The organism is Aurantiacibacter odishensis (assembly GCF_003605195.1).
Lineage (GTDB): Bacteria > Pseudomonadota > Alphaproteobacteria > Sphingomonadales > Sphingomonadaceae > Alteraurantiacibacter > Alteraurantiacibacter odishensis.
Window position 1 is genome coordinate 53,276 of sequence record NZ_QYOS01000018.1, and the last position, 16,395, is coordinate 69,670.

Genomic DNA, 16,395 nt, shown 5'->3' on the forward strand with positions numbered 1-16,395 from the left:
TCCCGCGCGCCCGCGTTGAGGCGGGGATGGAGAGCGGTGAAATCCTTGTAACTGCGATCATGGTGGCAGGATTTGTCACCGTGCACCTGCAAGTGCATCGCCTGCGCTTCCTCGACGTGACCCCGCGAAGCCGCTGGCTTTCCTTCGCCGGCGGTGTCGCCGTGGCCTACGTGTTCCTCCACGTGCTGCCCGATATCGGCATGCACAGCCGCGAGTTCTCAGACGAACTGGGCGTTTCGCCCACGGCTGCCGAAAGCGCGGTCTATTCGCTGGCCCTTGCCGGGCTTGTCGTGTTCTACGGGCTGGAACGCGCGGTGAAGCTGAGCCGGGAGAAAGCGCGCGCCGCCGGGGAAGGGGATCGGATGCAGGACGATGTCCTGTACTTGCACCTCGTCACTTACGGTTCGTTCAATGCGCTGGTCGGCTACTTGCTGCTGCACCGGGAGGAAGGGGGCGGCTGGGCACTGGCATTGTTCTTCGTGGCCATGGCGCTGCACTTCCTCACTGCCGATTTCGGAATGCGGCAGGATCACCGTGAAGCATATGACCGGCTGGCCCGGTGGATCATCAGCGCCGCTGTCGTCAGCGGCTGGGTGCTCGGCATCTTCATTGCGCTGCCCCCGGTATTGATTGGCGGCCTGTTCGCCTTCCTTGCAGGCGGGATCATCCTCAACGTGCTGAAAGAGGAATTGCCGGAGGAGCGGCAAAGCTATTTCCTGCCCTTCCTGCTCGGCGTGATGCTCTACGCAGGTCTGATCATGGCAGAGCGCCACTGGGTCTGACCGGAACGGGAACCGGGAAGCCGAACCGGGGGTAATTCCAGCATGCGCGCCTGCCTTTCCCTGCTGCCGATTTCACTCGCCCTGATCGGCTGCGCGCCGGGCGCAGCCGAGGATGGGGAGGTTGCCGAGGACGCGGCTCTGAGAACCACCACGCATATCATCCCGCGCGAATTCCGTGGCCGCTGGGCAGAGGTGCCTGCCGCCTGCCTGGTGCCGAGTTCGAGGCGCTACGAGATCGCGGCCGGACGCATCGATACGGCCAGTTTCGGAGGAGAGGTGGAGAGCGTCGAGGTGGGGGAAGAGGGCGCGGTTGCCCGCCTCGCACTGGATCAGGGGGAGGTGCCGTTTTCAATGACGCTGGTGGACACGAACACGATGCAGGCAAGCTATGGCGACCGATCCCCCTTCATCCTGCGAATGTGCCGCTAGGCAACCAGGGCAGCATCATCGCCGCCGCTCATCCCCCGGCTGGCGGGGGATGAGCGGCAGGACGATGTTCAAGAGTCCTGTGAGGCGCGCTTGGCGCGCTTGCGCTCGTGCGGGTCCAGGTGGACCTTGCGCAGGCGGATGCTCTGCGGGGTGACTTCCACAATCTCGTCGTCGCCGATGTAGGCGATTGCCTGCTCCAGCGTCATCTTGCGCGGCGGGGTCAGGCGGATGCCTTCGTCCTTGCCGCTGGCGCGGAAGTTGGTGAGCTGCTTGGACTTCAGCGGGTTGACCTCGAGGTCTTCGGGCTTGGCGTTCTCGCCGATGATCATGCCCTGGTACAGCTTCTCGCCGGGGCTGACGAACAGCACGCCGCGTTCCTCGATGGTGTTGAGCGCGTAGGCCATCGCCTCGCCCTGTTCCATCGAGATCAGCACGCCGTTCTGGCGCCCTGCAATCTTGCCCTTGTGCGGGCCGTAGCTGTCGAACAGGCGGTTCATGATACCCGTGCCGCGCGTGTCGGACAGGAATTCACCGTGATAGCCGATCAGGCCGCGGCTGGGGGCGATGAAGGTCAGGCGGGTCTTGCCGCCGCCGCTGGGGCGCATCTCGGTCATCTCGGCCTTGCGCTGCGCCATCTTCTCGACAACCGTGCCGGAAAATTCGTCGTCCACGTCGACCACAACGGTCTCGTAGGGCTCCAGCTTCTGGCCGTTCTCTTCGCGATAAAGCACGCGCGGGCGGCTGATGGAGAGTTCGAAGCCTTCGCGGCGCATGGTCTCGATCAGCACGCCAAGCTGCAGTTCGCCGCGACCGGCGACTTCGAAGGCATCCTTGCCGGAGCTTTCCGTAACACGAATGGCGACATTGCCTTCGGCTTCGCGCTCCAGGCGTTCGCGGATCACGCGGCTCTGCACCTTGTCGCCTTCACGGCCGGCATAGGGGCTGTCGTTGACGGCAAAGGTCATGGAGAGGGTGGGCGGATCGATCGGCGAGGCATGGATCGGCGTGGAAACATGCGGAGCGGCCAGCGTGTTCGACACGGTGGCATCCGTCAGGCCAGCGATGGCGACGATGTCGCCAGCCTTCGCGTGCAGCACGGGTTCGCGGTCCAGACCGTTGTAGGCGAACACCTTGGTGGCGCGGCCCACTTCCACGACCTTGCCGTTCACGTCCAGCGCGCGGATCGGCATGCCGGTTTCGAGGCGGCCGCTCTCGATGCGGCCCGTCAGGATACGGCCGAGGAACGCGTCACGATCCAGCAGCGTCGCCAGCATGGCGAAGTCGCCATCGGGATCGAGATCGGGCTCGGGAACGTGGTTCACGATGAGGTTGAACAGCGGCAGCAGGTCGCCCTCGCGCGCTTCGGGGTCTTCGCTGGCATAGCCCGAGCGGCCAGAGGCGTAGAGCACGGGGAAATCGAGCTGCTCGTCATCCGCATCGAGGTTCACGAACAGGTCGAACACTTCGTCGAGCACTTCGTTGGCGCGCGCATCGCTGCGGTCGATCTTGTTGACGACCACGATGGGCTTGAGGCCCAGGCCCAGCGCCTTGCCGGTCACGAATTTCGTCTGCGGCATCGGGCCTTCGGCGGCGTCCACCAGCAGGATGACCCCATCGACCATGCTCAGGATGCGCTCCACCTCGGCGCCGAAGTCGGCGTGGCCGGGCGTATCGACGATGTTGATGCGGTAGGAATGCTGGCCACCCTCGGGCTTCCATTCCACGCTGGTCGGCTTCGCCAGGATGGTGATGCCGCGTTCCTGTTCCAGTTCGTTGGAATCCATGGCGCGTTCCTCGACGCGCTGGTTCTCGCGGAAGGTGCCGGACTGGCGGAAGAGCTGGTCGACGAGCGTGGTCTTGCCATGGTCGACGTGGGCGATGATCGCCACGTTGCGAAGGGGGGCGGACATGATTTTTGCTTTCTGATTGGGCAGGCGGCAATTGCTGCAACTGCGAATTGGCGCGCCGATAGCCTATGACGGCCTTCGCCGCAAGCTCATGCAGGGCCCTTCGCTTTACGTATACGTCAGGCATCTCCATGTTGCGGAAATGTAACACAGCCCGTTTCTTCCGTAATCGGTTTGTAGAGTACCGATTGTGCGATGCTTTTCAGGCCTCTATTCAGGGGCGACCAATAGAGGTCGCTTGAAACCGGTGCACAGCCAAACGGCGGGATCGGTTTTCGAGGGAGAGATGGAGAAATCAATGACAACGAAGACTGCCCGCATTGCGGGTTTTTCGCGCAAGTGCCTGTGCGGTGCTGCCGCCATTGCCCTGCTCGCGCCGGCTGCCGCCATGGCGCAGGACGAGGCCGATACCGGACAGGACATCTATCCCGACGAAGCTGGCGAGGACAGCAACCAGGGCAACAGCATCATCGTAACCGCCTCCAAGCGCGAACAGACGCTGCAGGAAGTGCCGGTTGCCGTGTCCGTCACCAGCGGCGAAACGCTGGAGCGTGACCAGATCCGCGACATCCGTGACCTGCAGACGGTGGTTCCCTCGCTGACGGTCGGCCAGCGCCAGTCCTCGGCCAACACCGGCTTCTTCATCCGTGGCTTCGGCAACGGTGCTAACAACGCCGGCATCGAACCTTCGGTCGGCGTATTCATCGACGGCGTCTATCGCAGCCGCACCGCCTCCTCCATCTCCGACCTTCCCAACGTGCAGCGCGTCGAAGTGCTGCGCGGTCCGCAGTCGACCCTGTTCGGCAAGAACGCCTCTGCCGGCGTGATCTCTGTCACCACCGAAGAGCCGCAGTTCGACGTCGGCGGCTCGTTCGAAGCGACATACGGCAACTATGACGCCCGGGTCCTGCGTGGCTATCTCACGGGCCCGATCACCGATGAAGTTGCTTTCAGCATTGCCGGCGGCTTGAACAAGCGTGACGGTTTCTTCGAAGATCTGGGTACCGGCAGCGACGCAAACAATCGTGACCGCTGGTACGGCCGTGCGCAGGTGTTGGTCGACAACGGCTCCGACATCCGCCTGCGCTTCATTGCTGACATCGACAAGATCGATGAAATCTGCTGCGGCGTGGTGAACGTGCAGAACGGTCCCACGACGGCGGCCGTGCTCGGCGTTGGCGGCAACGTGACCGATCCGAACGATCCTTTCGCCGATGTTATCTACAGCAACTTCGATTCGACCAACGATATCGAGAACCGTGGCTTTTCCGCCCAGCTCGACTGGGATGTGGGTGATTTCACCTTCACCTCGATCACTGCCACCCGCAAGACGGAAGCCGTGACATTCCAGGATTCGGACTTCACCAGCGCCGATTTGATCTTCCCGAACTCGCAGGATCTTGAGATCGACACCTTCACGCAGGAATTCCGCATCGCGGGTTCAATCGGCGATCGGGTCGATCTGCTGTTGGGTGCATTCTACATCAACGAGGACGTGACGCAGGCGAATCAGCTGCTCTACGGCGCTGACTTCCGCAACTACGCGAACTTGGTCGTGGCGAATCTTTCGGGCGGCGCGTTCTCGTTGTTCCCGACCCCGGCCGCTCCGAACGCAACCCCGCTGGAACAGGTGTTCAGCCAGGCTTTCAGCACCAATTACGTCGGAACCTTCTTCAACCAGGGCCAGGGCTTCACTGAAGCCTATACGCTGGATTCAGAGGCGTACTCGCTGTTTGGCCAGGTCGATTTCGAGATCGTCGACGGTCTCGTCCTGACTCTGGGCGGCAACTACACCGACGATACCAAGCAGTTCACGCAGGACGCCAACTCGACCGACGTGTTCTCGGCGATCGACTTCGACGCTCCGCAACTGGCGCCGTTCCGCCAGCAGGTGCTGTTCCAGGGCGCACTGGCGCAGGGCGTGGGTGATGCGCTGATGCTGGGCCGTGCAGCGACAGCTGCGGAGATCGGTGCCTTTGCCGCCAACAACATGGCGGCCTTCGGCCAGATTCAGGCCGGGGCCCAGGCCTTTGCCGCGGGCAACGTCAACAACCCGCTGGCAAACCCGCTGAACCCGCTGCGTGCGCTGCAGTTCCTGCCGCCGTTCCTGGGCGTTCCCAACGCCGTGGAAGATGGCCGGATCAACGATGACAACTTCAGCTATTCGGCACGCCTTGCCTACGATCTCACGCCCGACGTGAACATCTACGCGAGCTACGCCACTGGCTTCAAGGCAAGCTCGGTCAACCTGTCGCGCGACGCGCGGCCGTCGCTCGCCGATCGTGCTGCGATCGAGGCGGCCGGGCTCGACCGTCCGAACCAGACCTACGGCTCGCGCTTTGCAGGCCCGGAGGACTCAAAGGTAATGGAAGTCGGCATCAAGGCCAACTTCGACACCTTCTCTGCTAACCTGACGGTGTTCGACCAGGAGATCGAGGGCTTCCAGTCCAACATCTTCACCGGTTCTGGCTTCGTGCTGGCGAACGCCGGCAGCCAGTCGACATGGGGCGTGGAATTCGAAAGCACCTTCTACCCCACCCGTTCGCTGACGCTGAACGCGGCAGTCACCTACCTCGACCCGACCTTCGACAGCTTCGAGCAGTCGGCGCAGGGCGATATCTCGGGCACCCGGCCCTCCGGTATCCCGGAATGGACGGTTATTGTGGGTGCGCAGTATGAAGCCGAGGTCGGCAACGGCCTGCTGATCCCGCGCGTGAACTACTTCTGGTCCTCCGAAACGCAGCTCGTCGAAGGGCTGCCTGCCTTCGCGGTGCGCGGACCGGATGGCACCATCGTCAACGGCCAGCCGGCCATCGATGCGGGCCTGCCGTTCACCTCACAGATCGACAACCTGACAGCGTCGCTGACCTACGAATGCGATTGTGGCCTGTCGCTGTCCGTCTGGGGCCGCAACCTGACCGACGACCGTAACCTGGGCACCGTGTTCGACACGCCCGCCCAGCCGCGCAGCGTAGCGGGTTATCCCAACGACCCGCGCACCTACGGTGTCACTGGTCGCTTCCGCTTCTAAATCAAGCGTTTGCAAGGAAAATGGAAAGGGGGCCCGGCGCGGCCCCCTTTTTGTTGCGCGATCCGGATTTTCGTGTTCGATATGGGATGGCGGGCAACGACAGGGGGGATTCGCTATGTCGCTCAGTATCGGCGGTATTATCTCGCAGACTTTCAGCGTTACCAAGCAGCGGATCGGTTCGCTTCTTGGCATCTATGCCATCTATTTCGTGCTGCAAATCATGCTGATGTTCGTCATGTTGGGCGCTGTCGGCTCAAGTTTCATGATGGCCGGAGCGATGGAAAGCCCCATGGCCATGGGCGCCGGCGCCTTGCTGACGATGATCCTCGCCTATATTGCCTATTTCCTGATCTACATGGCGCAGGGTGCCTCGCTGGTTCACAACGCCTCGCCCGTGCATGACACCACGCTGGGCGATTCCTTCATGGAAGGCCTGCGCAAGATTCCTACGCTGTTCGGCCTCGCCCTGCTGCTGATGGTAGCTTACATCGCGGCGGTCCTCGTGCTTGCGATTGTCGGCGCGATCTTCTCGCTTGCCGGGGATGCCGGATCGGTGCTGTTCCTGATCGCCGTGTTCCTGGGCATGATCTACGTGGCCTGCCGCCTGGCGCTGATCATGCCGGTGATCGCCGTCGACGGCGTGCGCAACCCGATAACCGCCGTCACGCGCAGCTGGAACCTGACGAGCGGACACGTCGGCAAGATCTTCGTAGTCATACTGCTGTTTTCGGCCATCGTGGTCGGCGCCATCCTGGCGATGTTTGCCTTGATGGGGGGAAGCATGATGGGTTTTGCCGCAGGTGGAAGCATCGATGCCGCGGCTCCCGCAATGGGTGCCACGATGATCGTCTTCTTCCTTGGCTTCCTGTTGCTGATGGTCCTTCTGGCGCTGCTTTCGGCGGCTTTCATGGCCGTGCTGCACGCGTCGCTGGCAGGGCCCGAGGCAGTGGCCGATACCTTCGCCTGAGCCGAAGGGCGTAGGCGCTACAGCGAACGCAACGTCTGCGCCGGGCGGGCGCGCAGCAGCGGCAAAGATGCGCCAAGCGCAAAGGCCAGCACCAGCACCAGCCCGCCGCCAAGCACCGCGAAGATCTCGGTCCAGTCGGGCAGCCAGTCGAATTCGAACATCTGCACGATCACCAGCCAGGCGACGCCCGTGCCCAAGGCCAGCGCAACGCCGGCCAGCACGAGAACAAGCAGACCGAACTCGGCGAGCTGCAAGGCAAGCAACTGGCCCCGGCTTGCACCCAGAACACGCAGGATGACGGTGTCGTAGATGCGCGCGGCACGCGCTGCGGCAATCGCGCCAAGCAGCACGGCAATCCCCGCCAGCACCGCCACAGAGGCCGCTGCAAGGATGGCAAGACTGACCTGGTCGAGGATGGTACGCGCCTCGGTCAGCAGCGGACCGACCTCGATCACGCTGGACGAAGGAAACGCCTGGACAGTCTCGCGCAACAGGCCGCTCGCCTGTGTACCCTCTGGCAATTCAATCGTGGCGGCAAGGTTATGAGGTGCGGATTCGAACGTGTTGGCGGAAAAGACCCAGACGTTATTGAAGCCGAGGCTTTCCCAGTCGATGCGCCGCGTATTTGCAACGCGCGCGGTAAATTCCACGCCCAGCACGTTCACCGTGATCATGTCGCCGATGGCGATACCGGCGGCGGTCGCCAGTTCCTCATCGACAGAGACGAGCGGTTCTCCGTCATAGCCTTCGTCCCACCAACCGCCGCTGGTGATCACGTTGCCATCGGGCAGCGTGTCCGAATAGGTCAGGCCGCGTTCTCCGCGAAGGCCCCAGGTGCCTTCGCGCTCTTCCATGTCGGCCACGCGGATCATGTCATCTTCAGGGCCAAAGGATACGATCGAACCGCGCAGGGTCGGCACGGTGTCCACGGCGGCATCGGGGGAGATGTCGCTCACGATGGCGCGGAATTGCTCCACCCCGTCGCGCGGCACGTCGAGCACGAAGTAGTCCGGCGCGCGTTCGGGCACCGACCGCTGGATATTGCCGTCCAGGCTGCTCTGCACCCCTGCAAGCAGCACGAATGCGGCAAGGCCGAAACCCAGCGCCGTCACGAGAGAGCCTGTCGCGGCGCCGGGCCGGTGCATGTTGGCGATGGCAGCGCGCACAATCGGGTGCGACGGGCGCGGCATCCGTGCCGCTGCCCAGCGAATTGCGCGGCCAAGCAAGGCGAGGAAGCCGAGGATCGCGGCAGCGCCTGCCAGAAACATGGCCGAGAGCAGCGGGTCGTTGGAGCCGATAACCGCCAACGCCACGATACCGACGATGCCAATGCCGACAGGCAGCGCGGCCCCGCGCCACTGCTGAGCCAGCGGAGAGACCCGCGCGCGCATCAGCGCCATGGCCGGAAAATTGCGCGCCCGCGTCAGCGGCGGAGCGGCGAAAACAAGCGCCACTAACAGCCCGAATAGCGCCGCGCGCAGCAGCGCCAGCAGATCGAAAACGAAACTGGTGGTGACGGGCAGAAGCGAACCCAGCGCACTCGCCAGCAGCGGCGTGACTAGCACGCCCGCCAGCAATCCGGCGGCAGCGCCAACGCTGGCAGCAATGCCGATTTCCAGCGCATAGATGCGGGCAATATCGCCCGAGGTCGCGCCGAGGATCTTCAGCGTGGCGATCGAATTGCGTCGGGCCTCGAGGTAAGAATTCACTCCCCCGCCGATGCCGATCCCGGCGATTACAAGCGCCGCCAGTCCGACCAGCGTCAGGAATTCGCCCATGCGGCTGACGAACCTGTCCGCTCCGGGAGAGGCGCGGTTGCGGGTGCGGAAATCGAACGGGCTGTCGGGAAAGGCTTCCTGCATGGCTTCCGTGACCTCGTCCGGGTCCTGGTTGCCATCGAATGCGACGCGCGTCTTGGTCTGGAACATGGCTCCGGGCGCGACGAGACCTGCTGCCTCAGGCAATTCGAGTGGCACGATCACAGTCTGGCCAAGGGCGAAGCCCTCGGAAAGCCGGTCAGGTTCCTCGGCAATGATGCCCGCGATCATCACCTGCTCGGTGCCCAGCGTAATGGTGTCGCCGGTTGCCACGTCCAGCCGCTCCGCAGCGCCGGGGGCGAGGTAGGCTTGCCCGGCCACAGGAGCACCGCTGCTGGAACCATCTTCCAGCAGCAGTTCGCCATACATCGGGTAGTTCGGCGAAACGGCCTTGAGCTCGACCGGAACTGCAGCATCTGGCGTGGTCGCCATGGCCTGCAGCCTGTAGCCGGGGGAGACTTCTCCCAGCCCGTCCAGATAGGCCATTTCCTCGGCGCTGGGCATGCGCTGCCACAGCTCCACTTCCATGTCGCCGCCAAGGATCGCCTGGCCCTGGCTATCGAGTTCGCCCTGTATGGCGGAGGTCAGACTGCCGATGGCCGCCAGCGCGCCCACGCCAAGAAAGAGACAGACGAGCAGCAGCCTGAGGCCGCGAAAGCCGCTGGCAAGATCGCGCCGCGCGATGGTCCATGCCGTGCGCCAGTCCATGCGCGTCAGGCCGCTTTCGTATCGGAAGCGATCCGGCCATCGCCCAGCGTCACCACCCGGTCGCACATTTCGGCAAGGTGGCGGTCGTGCGTGATGATAACCAGCGTCGCGCCGGTTTCCCTGCGACGGCGGAACAGCACGTCGACAACGCTGTCACCCGTGCTGGCATCGAGGTTGCCCGTCGGCTCGTCGGCAAAGATCAGCGGAGGGCGCGGGGCGATGGCACGGGCGATCGCCACGCGCTGCTGCTCGCCGCCCGAAAGCTGCGCCGGGTAATGTGTGAGGCGGTGGCCAAGGCCGACCGATACCAGTTCCTCCGCCGCGCGATCCCACGCGGCCTTATCGCCCGACAGTTCCATCGGGGTGGCCACATTTTCCACTGCGGTCATGGTGGGAAGGAGGTGGAAGGCCTGCAGAACGATGCCGATACGGCCCCGGCGGGCGAGGGCAAGCGCGTCCTCGTCCAGCGCGGTGAAATCCTCGCCTGCCACTGTCAGAAAGCCCGACGTGGCCCGCTCCAGCCCCGATAACACCGCCATCAGCGAGCTTTTGCCGCTGCCGGAAGGGCCGAGAAGAGCGAGCGTTTCGCCGGGCATCACGTCGAGGTCTATTCCGCGAAGGATCTCTACGGCCGCCTCGCCGTCACCAAGGGTAAGGCGCAGGTCTTTGGCAGCGATGACGGGTTTGGCAGTGTCAGGACTTGTCACTGGGCGGCGATGGCATAGCTATGGGGTATGAGCAAGCCAGTCCTAAGTCGGTGGCATAGCGCCATCCGCGCTTCGTCGATCATCGCCCCTCTCGCGCTGGCGCTCGCCGCCTGCGGATCGGAGGCACCAGCCCCCACCACCGAGGCTCCAGAAGCGAGCGAAGTCCATGCCGAGGACACGTTGCCCATGATGGGGCCGGAACGCGTAATCCTGGGTTTCGGCAACAGCCTGATGGCGGGTTACAATGTCGAGGAAGAGCAGGGCTATCCCGAAGTGCTCGAACGCGCACTGCGCGGGCGTGGCATCAATGCCAACGTGATCGACGCGGGCGTATCTGGCGATACCACGGCGGCGGGCCGTCAGCGCATCGCTTTCGTGCTCGACAACGCCGATGCCGACATCGACCTCGCGATCATCGAGCTGGGGGGCAATGATCTGCTGCGCGGCATTTCCACCGACCAGACGCGCGAGAACCTCGCTGCGATCATCGAGGAAGTGCAGTCTCGCGGCATTCCGGTCCTGCTCATGGGGATGCGCGCTCCGCCCAACCTGGGGGCGGACTACGTCGGCCAGTTCGACGGCATGTATCCGGCGCTGGCCGAGCAGTACGGCACAGCGCTGGTGCCTTTCTTCATGGAGCCGGTGTTCGATGATCCCGAGCTGATGCAGGGCGATCGTATCCATCCGACTGCGGAAGGGATCGAGGACATGGTGGCTTCCACGCTGGATGCCGTTGTGGAAGCCTTGCCTGAGGAAGACGCGAGCTAGAACCGCTCCACCTTGCCGCCTTCGACGCGCCAGGCGGCCGCTTCCGACAGTATGCCATCGAACGGCGCAGGCTCGGTTCCGGTCAGCCACACCTGTGTTCCGCTTGCGCGAAGGCGATCGAACAGCGCCTCCCTGCGAACCGGATCTAGATGCGCTGCCACTTCATCCAGCAACAACACGCCGGGCCGCCCGCGCGCCGCGAGTTCCGCATGGGCGAGGGTAATGGCGACGAGCATGGCTTTCTGCTCCCCGGTCGAGCATTCGGCGGCGGGCATCATCTTGCCCGCCATCGTGACGCCCAGCTCGTCCCGGTGAGGCCCCGATAATGTTCGCTGCGCCGCGCGATCGCGTGCGCGAGTTTCGCGCCACTGTGTGGCCAGACCCTCGCGCGCCAATTCACCTCCCGGCTCGTAAGTGAGCAAGGGGCGGGCGAAGGGTGCCTCGGGCAATTCCGCCAGCCGCCCCGTCAGTGCACCGACAAGCCGCGCGCGTCCCTGCGCCAGACCTGCGCCGACTTCGGCCATCTGTGCTTCGATGGAATCGAGCCACGCGGGATCGGGCTCCCGCTCGTCGGAGAGCAGGCGGTTGCGTTCCCTCAGCGCCGCCTCGTACCGGCTGGCGTAGCGGGCGTGTCCAGGTTCCAGCGCAACGGCGAGGCGATCCATGTAGCGGCGGCGCGCACCCGCGCTTTCGGCGAAAAGCCGGTCCATCGCCGGGGTGAGCCAGCCCATGGCCAGCCATTCGCCAAGGCTGATTGCGGTCGCTTCAGCGCCATTGACCTGCACGATGCGCCTGCCGGGCCGGTCTGCCGCCATGCCGGTGCCGAGCTTCACAGGCTCTCCGCCATCGCCCGTGTCGAGCGACACGCTGGCTGCGAAGCCACCGGGGCCTTCCTGCGCGGCCATGTCCGACAAGGCCGCGCGGCGCATCCCGCGACCGGGCGCGAAAAGGGACAGTGCCTCGAGCACGTTGGTTTTTCCCGCCCCGTTTTCCCCCACCAGGAGGTTCAGCTGGCGCGTGTCGTCCAGCTGCGTTCCGGCGTGGTTGCGGAAAGTTGAAAGGGTGATGCGGTCGAGCGCCATGGGTGGCTCGCACCACTATTGCAGCAGGGCAGCGCTTGCCACTGCAAATGCAGTCGCATCAGCGATCCCCAAAGTTGGTGTAAAATCCCAAATAGTAGTCTGGCTGTTCGCGCAACCTTTCTGGATGCTGAACAGAAATGGCAGAATTCTGCGGTTTTTCAAAACTGGCACGCCCTCTGCAAAGTCTGGATCATGGGACGAAACAGTTCTGATCTAACACAAGAGGGAAACAAAATGACTTTCGCAAACGATTTCACCGCTCGCATTTCCGCCGCTCTCGCTGCCGTAGTCGTCACCACGACGATCCTCGTCAGCAGCTTCTCGACGCCGCAGGCCAGCATCGTTGCCGGCCTTCTCGCCTGATCCAGAGCAACCGTAACCACCACACTTTCAAGGAGGCTGACATGACCAACGAATTCCAGAACAAGCTGATGGCCGGCCTTGCCGCCGCTGCCGTCACTCTCACCCTGCTGGTGAGCAGCTTTGCCAATCCCAACGCCACCAGCGTTGTGGGCCTGCTGGCATGAGCAAGTTCGACAGCAATCACAACGCGGTCCGCCCCGCATCCTCGAAGAACTTCCGGCTCGATCATGCAGACGGCAAGATCGCCGGGGTTTGCGGCGGCATCGCCAAGTACTTCGGGATCAACCCGCTGATCGTTCGGCTGGTATTCCTGGTGGGGGCCGTTGCCGGGTTCGGCAGCTTCATCCTCATCTATCTCGCGATCTGGCTGCTGGCTGATTGAAGCCGGCGGCCATTTCGCCCATCAACTCCCGCGCGTTTCGCGTGACGCAAACGGGGAAAAATTGGTGTCGGTATCGAAAATCTCGACGCCCTCGCGCTTCTTCAGGAAGCCGACCACGCGGTAGGTGACTGGCGTCAGCACGGCTTCCCAGCCGACCTTGAGCGCCCAGTTCGTTACCATCACCAGCACCACGTCGCTCGTCTCCCAAACGCCGAGAAAGGCGATGGGATAGAACAACAGGCTGTCCACCCCCTGGCCCACCACGGTGGAACCGATGGTGCGGGTCCACAGCTTCTCGCCATTGGTCCAGAGCTTCATCTTCGCCATGACGTAGGAGTTCACGAACTCGCCCGCCCAGAACGCCGTGATTGAGGCGAGGACGATGCGGGGCACCTGGCCAAAGACCTGCTCGTAGGCTTCCTGCCCCGTCCAGCTTGCACTTGGAGGCAGGGCCACGACGACAAAACTCATCACGGCCATGAAGACCAGCGCGGCAAAGCCCGCCCAGATCACCCGGCGTGCGCGCGCATATCCGTAAACCTCGGTCAGTACATCGCCGATCACGTAGGAGAGCGGGAAAAACAGGATGCCCGCGCCAAAGGTGAAACCGGCCACGGTCGAAAGTTTCGCCGCGCCGATAACATTGGAAAGCACCAGCACCACGACGAAGGCCGCCATCACCAGATCGAAATAGCGAAAGCGCGCGTGGGCCGAGGCGGAATTGTCCATGTGCGAGTGCTAGCGCCATTTGCTCCGGCCGCAAATATGGCTAGAGGCCCATGGGACGCGCCCATAGCTCAGCTGGATAGAGCACGGGACTTCTAATCCTGAGGCCGCAGGTTCGACTCCTGCTGGGCGCGCCACAAAAGTAACGAGCCCGGCAAGGGTGCCAGGCTCGTTACTTGTCCGGCTTTACCGGAATTGGTTTTGCAGGGGGGCGGGCGTGGGTCCTATCATACTTGGCGCCGCGGGCGTGATCCTGTTGGCCTACCTAGTGGCCGACAAGAGCAAGATCGGCCGATACCGCAAACAGCACAACCGCTGGGCCATCCCGTTCTGCATCTTCAGCCTTGCCCTGTTCGGACTCATGGTTTTCACCGGCTGACGCGCATTAGGGTCCGGCTCACGCGCTGCCGACGAAGATGCTCTTCGCATTGGTGAACTCGCGCATGCCGAAGCCGCCGTGTTCGCGGCCGTAGCCGGAGTTCTTCACCCCGCCGAACGGCATGGAAGGGTCCGCCACGCCGTAGACGTTGATGAATACCATACCGGTATCGAAGTGCTTCGAGGCGAGCTCGATCGCGCGATCCTCGTCCTTCGACAGGATGCCGCCGCCAAGGCCGTAGCGGCTGTCGTTGGCAAGCCGCATGGCGTCTTCATCGTCCTTTGCCTTGATCACCGAGGCGACCGGGCCGAAGATTTCATCGTCATAAGCGGGCTGGCCGGGAGCGACGTCCGTCAGGACGGTAGCGGGATAGAATGCACCGGGGCCATCGGGGATCTTCCCGCCACACGCGATCTTTGCGCCCTTGGCCACACTCTTCTCAACCTGTTCGTGAACATCGGCGCGCAGGTCCGTCCGCGACATCGGGCCCATGTCGGTGTCGTCGGCGGTCGGGTCGCCGGTCTTCACTGCTTCGAAACGGGCAACGAATTTCTCTAGGAATTCGTCGTAGACCTTCTCGGTCACGATGAAGCGCTTGCCGTTAATGCAGGTCTGGCCGTTGTTGTACAGGCGGGCCTCGGCGCAGACCTTTGCTGCCAGGTCGAGGTCAGCATCCTCCAGCACCATGTAGGCATCATTCGAACCAAGCTCCAGCACGGTGGGCTTGAGCACCTTTCCGGCAGCTTCTGCAATGTGCTTGCCTGCGCCATCCGATCCCGTCAGCGTGACGCCGCGAACCTTGTCGTGCGTGATGATTTCGTCAGAGGTGTCGTGATCGATTACCAGCACGGTGAAGAGGTTCTCGGGCAGGCCGCCCTCGCGGAAAATCTTCTCGATCATCAGGCCGCTGCCGGTGCAGTTCGATGCGTGCTTCAGCAGCACGCCGTTGCCTGCCATCAGGTTGGCAATAGCGTAGCGGATCACCTGGTAGGCAGGGAAATTCCACGGCTGGATGCCGTAGATCACGCCAATCGGTTCGTAGGTCACGATGCCGCGCCCGGCGTTGGACGGATCGCGCGGTTCGGGCGCCAGTTCTGCCGGGCCGCAACCGGCGGTGTAATCGCAGATGGCGGCGCAGAGCTCCACCTCGTCGCGGCTGTCCTTGATCAGTTTGCCGACTTCTTCGGTCATCAGCTGGGCAAGCTCTTCTTTGTTGTCGCGGAGCGCCTTGCCCAGGCTCTTGATCGTTTCGGCGCGGTCCTCGCGCGATTTCAGCTTCCACTTGGTAAAGGCCTTGTGACAGGCATCGACCTTGGCCATCGCGGCGTCGCGGGCCAATTCCTCGTAAGTGTCGATATTCTTGCCAGTGGCGGGGTTGACGGTGGTGATCGTGGCCATGGAGTTCAAATCCTTCAAAAGTTCGCTTTGAAGAAAAGACGCCTGAGCGAACGCAAAGGTCCGAGCCATGGGCCAAAGCAGTATGCCAGCGCGGCCAAGCGAGCGGGAGTCGCAAGCTGTCGGGATTTTTAACAGGTGCCAGCCGCGTCAACTTTCCGTCAACCATCGTGAAGCGCGGGACCCTGCGGTTTGGCAAAACTGGCACGGGGCATGCAATGTTATCGGCGTAACCACTGGTTCTTCGAATGAGGCGGGGCCGATCAAATGGTCCCCAACCAAGTCTCCCGGCTCCGCCTCCCCGAAGACCTCCCCCCTGAAATCGCGAAGACTAGCGCCGACCGGCCCAAGGCTCATCCGTGCGCGTGATCTGCATGTCTCCGGCAAAGGGGCGGCACAAGGTAAACGCCTCCTGCGGAGAGCTATCCAGCCACGTCGACCAATCGCCGGGTGACAGGATCACCGGCATCCTGTCGTGCACGCCGCGAACGTGATCGTTCGCATCGGTCATCACCATCGTGTAGGCCGCCCCGAATTCTGTGCTGCCGCGCCAGAAACCGGCCACTGCCATCAGTGGGCTGTCAGGAAGGGAAAACCAGGTGCGTGTCTTGCCTCCCTTCGGCCCTTCGGCCTCGGCAAAGTCGGAGACAGGGATCAGGCAGCGGCGGTTCTCGAAGCTCGATCGCCAGAACGGGCTTTTCAACCTGTCCGTGCGCGCGTTGTTAACCGGCTTGGGCTTCAGGGGCTGGCCTTTCGCCCCAGTTCGGGCGAGCGGGAAGCCCCAGATCATTTGGCGAAGTTGGCCTTCGGCCAGAACGAGACCGGGGTAGCCGGGATAGATCATCTCCGGCGCGTTGCCTCCGGGCGCGACGGACAGGTCCTGCGCAATCGCATCGAAGAAATGCGCGACCTCATCCTGCGATTTCGACATGCGATAGAGGTTGCACATGGC

16 protein-coding genes and 1 tRNA gene are annotated in these 16,395 nt (G+C 63.3%); 10 read left to right on the top strand and 7 right to left on the bottom strand.

The features are described from left to right. Positions 1-26: 26 nt before the first annotated feature. Together D4Q51_RS01680 and D4Q51_RS01685 are read left to right on the top strand one after the other, a co-directional pair. Entirely contained in the window at positions 27-782 is a 756-nt protein-coding gene (locus D4Q51_RS01680) for a hypothetical protein (RefSeq protein ID WP_120075968.1), read from the top strand. Between the two features lie 42 nt (positions 783-824). Continuing rightward, positions 825-1,211, top strand: coding sequence for a hypothetical protein (locus tag D4Q51_RS01685; protein WP_120075970.1), 387 nt, complete (start codon positions 825-827; stop codon positions 1,209-1,211). A gap of 68 nt (positions 1,212-1,279) precedes the next feature. On the opposite strand, the gene typA is transcribed toward D4Q51_RS01685, so the two are convergent. Continuing rightward, complete coding sequence (gene typA, locus D4Q51_RS01690) at positions 1,280-3,121, bottom strand: translational GTPase TypA (RefSeq protein WP_120075973.1); 1,842 nt, start codon at positions 3,119-3,121, stop codon at positions 1,280-1,282. 295 nt (positions 3,122-3,416) lie between these two features. Here typA and D4Q51_RS01695 point away from each other — a divergent pair, with 295 nt between their 5' ends. After that, positions 3,417-6,149, top strand: coding sequence for a TonB-dependent receptor (locus tag D4Q51_RS01695; protein WP_120075975.1), 2,733 nt, complete (start codon positions 3,417-3,419; stop codon positions 6,147-6,149). Positions 6,150-6,264: 115 nt separating this feature from the next. After that, the gene (locus D4Q51_RS01700; protein ID WP_120075977.1) at positions 6,265-7,116 is read left to right on the top strand and encodes a hypothetical protein; all 852 of its coding nucleotides are present in this window, start codon (positions 6,265-6,267) and stop codon (positions 7,114-7,116) included. A 17-nt stretch (positions 7,117-7,133) separates the two neighbouring features. Here D4Q51_RS01700 and D4Q51_RS01705 read toward each other — a convergent pair whose 3' ends face one another. Then, the gene (locus D4Q51_RS01705) at positions 7,134-9,641 is read right to left on the bottom strand and encodes an ABC transporter permease (protein ID WP_120075979.1); all 2,508 of its coding nucleotides are present in this window, start codon (positions 9,639-9,641) and stop codon (positions 7,134-7,136) included. A 5-nt stretch (positions 9,642-9,646) separates the two neighbouring features. After that, the gene (locus D4Q51_RS01710; protein WP_120075981.1) at positions 9,647-10,348 is read right to left on the bottom strand and encodes an ABC transporter ATP-binding protein; all 702 of its coding nucleotides are present in this window, start codon (positions 10,346-10,348) and stop codon (positions 9,647-9,649) included. Between the two features lie 27 nt (positions 10,349-10,375). Between D4Q51_RS01710 and D4Q51_RS01715 the strand changes: the two genes are divergently transcribed. Further along, a complete protein-coding gene (locus tag D4Q51_RS01715) occupies positions 10,376-11,116 on the top strand; it encodes an arylesterase (protein WP_120075984.1) in 741 nt (246 codons plus the stop codon). Here the strand turns inward: D4Q51_RS01715 and recF are convergent. Beyond that, positions 11,113-12,198, bottom strand: a complete 1,086-nt coding sequence (gene recF / locus D4Q51_RS01720; protein ID WP_120075986.1) for a DNA replication/repair protein RecF — start codon at positions 12,196-12,198, stop codon at positions 11,113-11,115. The two genes, D4Q51_RS01715 and recF, sit on opposite strands and share 4 nt — an antisense overlap. Positions 12,199-12,432: 234 nt before the next feature. Between recF and D4Q51_RS16005 the strand changes: the two genes are divergently transcribed. The 3 genes from D4Q51_RS16005 to D4Q51_RS01725 are packed head-to-tail and all read left to right on the top strand — an operon-like array spanning position 12,433 to position 12,943. Beyond that, positions 12,433-12,561, top strand: coding sequence for a hypothetical protein (locus D4Q51_RS16005; protein ID WP_276309480.1), 129 nt, complete (start codon positions 12,433-12,435; stop codon positions 12,559-12,561). A gap of 41 nt (positions 12,562-12,602) precedes the next feature. Next, positions 12,603-12,725, top strand: a complete 123-nt coding sequence (locus D4Q51_RS16010) for a hypothetical protein (protein ID WP_276309481.1) — start codon at positions 12,603-12,605, stop codon at positions 12,723-12,725. Beyond that, positions 12,722-12,943, top strand: coding sequence for a PspC domain-containing protein (locus D4Q51_RS01725; RefSeq protein WP_120075989.1), 222 nt, complete (start codon positions 12,722-12,724; stop codon positions 12,941-12,943). Before D4Q51_RS16010 ends, D4Q51_RS01725 begins: the two co-directional genes overlap by 4 nt. A gap of 21 nt (positions 12,944-12,964) precedes the next feature. Here the strand turns inward: D4Q51_RS01725 and D4Q51_RS01730 are convergent, their stop codons facing one another. Then, positions 12,965-13,672: a queuosine precursor transporter gene (locus D4Q51_RS01730; protein ID WP_120075991.1), complete on the bottom strand. Its 708-nt coding sequence runs from the start codon at positions 13,670-13,672 to the stop codon at positions 12,965-12,967. Positions 13,673-13,729: 57 nt separating this feature from the next. On the opposite strand from D4Q51_RS01730, the gene D4Q51_RS01735 reads away from it, so the two are divergent. Together D4Q51_RS01735 and D4Q51_RS15590 are read left to right on the top strand one after the other, a co-directional pair. Further along, a tRNA-Arg gene (locus tag D4Q51_RS01735) sits at positions 13,730-13,806 on the top strand. 80 nt (positions 13,807-13,886) lie between these two features. Further along, entirely contained in the window at positions 13,887-14,048 is a 162-nt protein-coding gene (locus D4Q51_RS15590; protein WP_162925093.1) for a hypothetical protein, read from the top strand. An 18-nt stretch (positions 14,049-14,066) separates the two neighbouring features. On the opposite strand, the gene D4Q51_RS01740 is transcribed toward D4Q51_RS15590, so the two are convergent. Continuing rightward, positions 14,067-15,446: an NAD-dependent succinate-semialdehyde dehydrogenase gene (locus tag D4Q51_RS01740; RefSeq protein ID WP_120075993.1), complete on the bottom strand. Its 1,380-nt coding sequence runs from the start codon at positions 15,444-15,446 to the stop codon at positions 14,067-14,069. 328 nt (positions 15,447-15,774) lie between these two features. After that, positions 15,775-16,392, bottom strand: coding sequence for an SOS response-associated peptidase (locus tag D4Q51_RS01745; protein ID WP_120075996.1), 618 nt, complete (start codon positions 16,390-16,392; stop codon positions 15,775-15,777). Positions 16,393-16,395 lie beyond the last annotated feature (3 nt).

Bases quoted from the DNA above. Each gene is read 5' to 3' on its own strand.
- D4Q51_RS01680 (WP_120075968.1), top strand. From the start codon at position 27: ATGGAGAGCGGTGAAATCCTTGTAACTGCGATCATGGTGGCAGGATTT.
- D4Q51_RS01685 (WP_120075970.1), top strand. From the start codon at position 825: ATGCGCGCCTGCCTTTCCCTGCTGCCGATTTCACTCGCCCTGATCGGC.
- typA (WP_120075973.1), bottom strand. From the start codon at position 3,121: ATGTCCGCCCCCCTTCGCAACGTGGCGATCATCGCCCACGTCGACCAT.
- D4Q51_RS01695 (WP_120075975.1), top strand. From the start codon at position 3,417: ATGACAACGAAGACTGCCCGCATTGCGGGTTTTTCGCGCAAGTGCCTG.
- D4Q51_RS01700 (WP_120075977.1), top strand. From the start codon at position 6,265: ATGTCGCTCAGTATCGGCGGTATTATCTCGCAGACTTTCAGCGTTACC.
- D4Q51_RS01705 (WP_120075979.1), bottom strand. From the start codon at position 9,641: ATGGACTGGCGCACGGCATGGACCATCGCGCGGCGCGATCTTGCCAGC.
- D4Q51_RS01715 (WP_120075984.1), top strand. From the start codon at position 10,376: ATGAGCAAGCCAGTCCTAAGTCGGTGGCATAGCGCCATCCGCGCTTCG.
- recF (WP_120075986.1), bottom strand. From the start codon at position 12,198: ATGGCGCTCGACCGCATCACCCTTTCAACTTTCCGCAACCACGCCGGA.
- D4Q51_RS16005 (WP_276309480.1), top strand. From the start codon at position 12,433: ATGACTTTCGCAAACGATTTCACCGCTCGCATTTCCGCCGCTCTCGCT.
- D4Q51_RS16010 (WP_276309481.1), top strand. From the start codon at position 12,603: ATGACCAACGAATTCCAGAACAAGCTGATGGCCGGCCTTGCCGCCGCT.
- D4Q51_RS01725 (WP_120075989.1), top strand. From the start codon at position 12,722: ATGAGCAAGTTCGACAGCAATCACAACGCGGTCCGCCCCGCATCCTCG.
- D4Q51_RS01730 (WP_120075991.1), bottom strand. From the start codon at position 13,672: ATGGACAATTCCGCCTCGGCCCACGCGCGCTTTCGCTATTTCGATCTG.
- D4Q51_RS01740 (WP_120075993.1), bottom strand. From the start codon at position 15,446: ATGGCCACGATCACCACCGTCAACCCCGCCACTGGCAAGAATATCGAC.
- D4Q51_RS01745 (WP_120075996.1), bottom strand. From the start codon at position 16,392: ATGTGCAACCTCTATCGCATGTCGAAATCGCAGGATGAGGTCGCGCAT.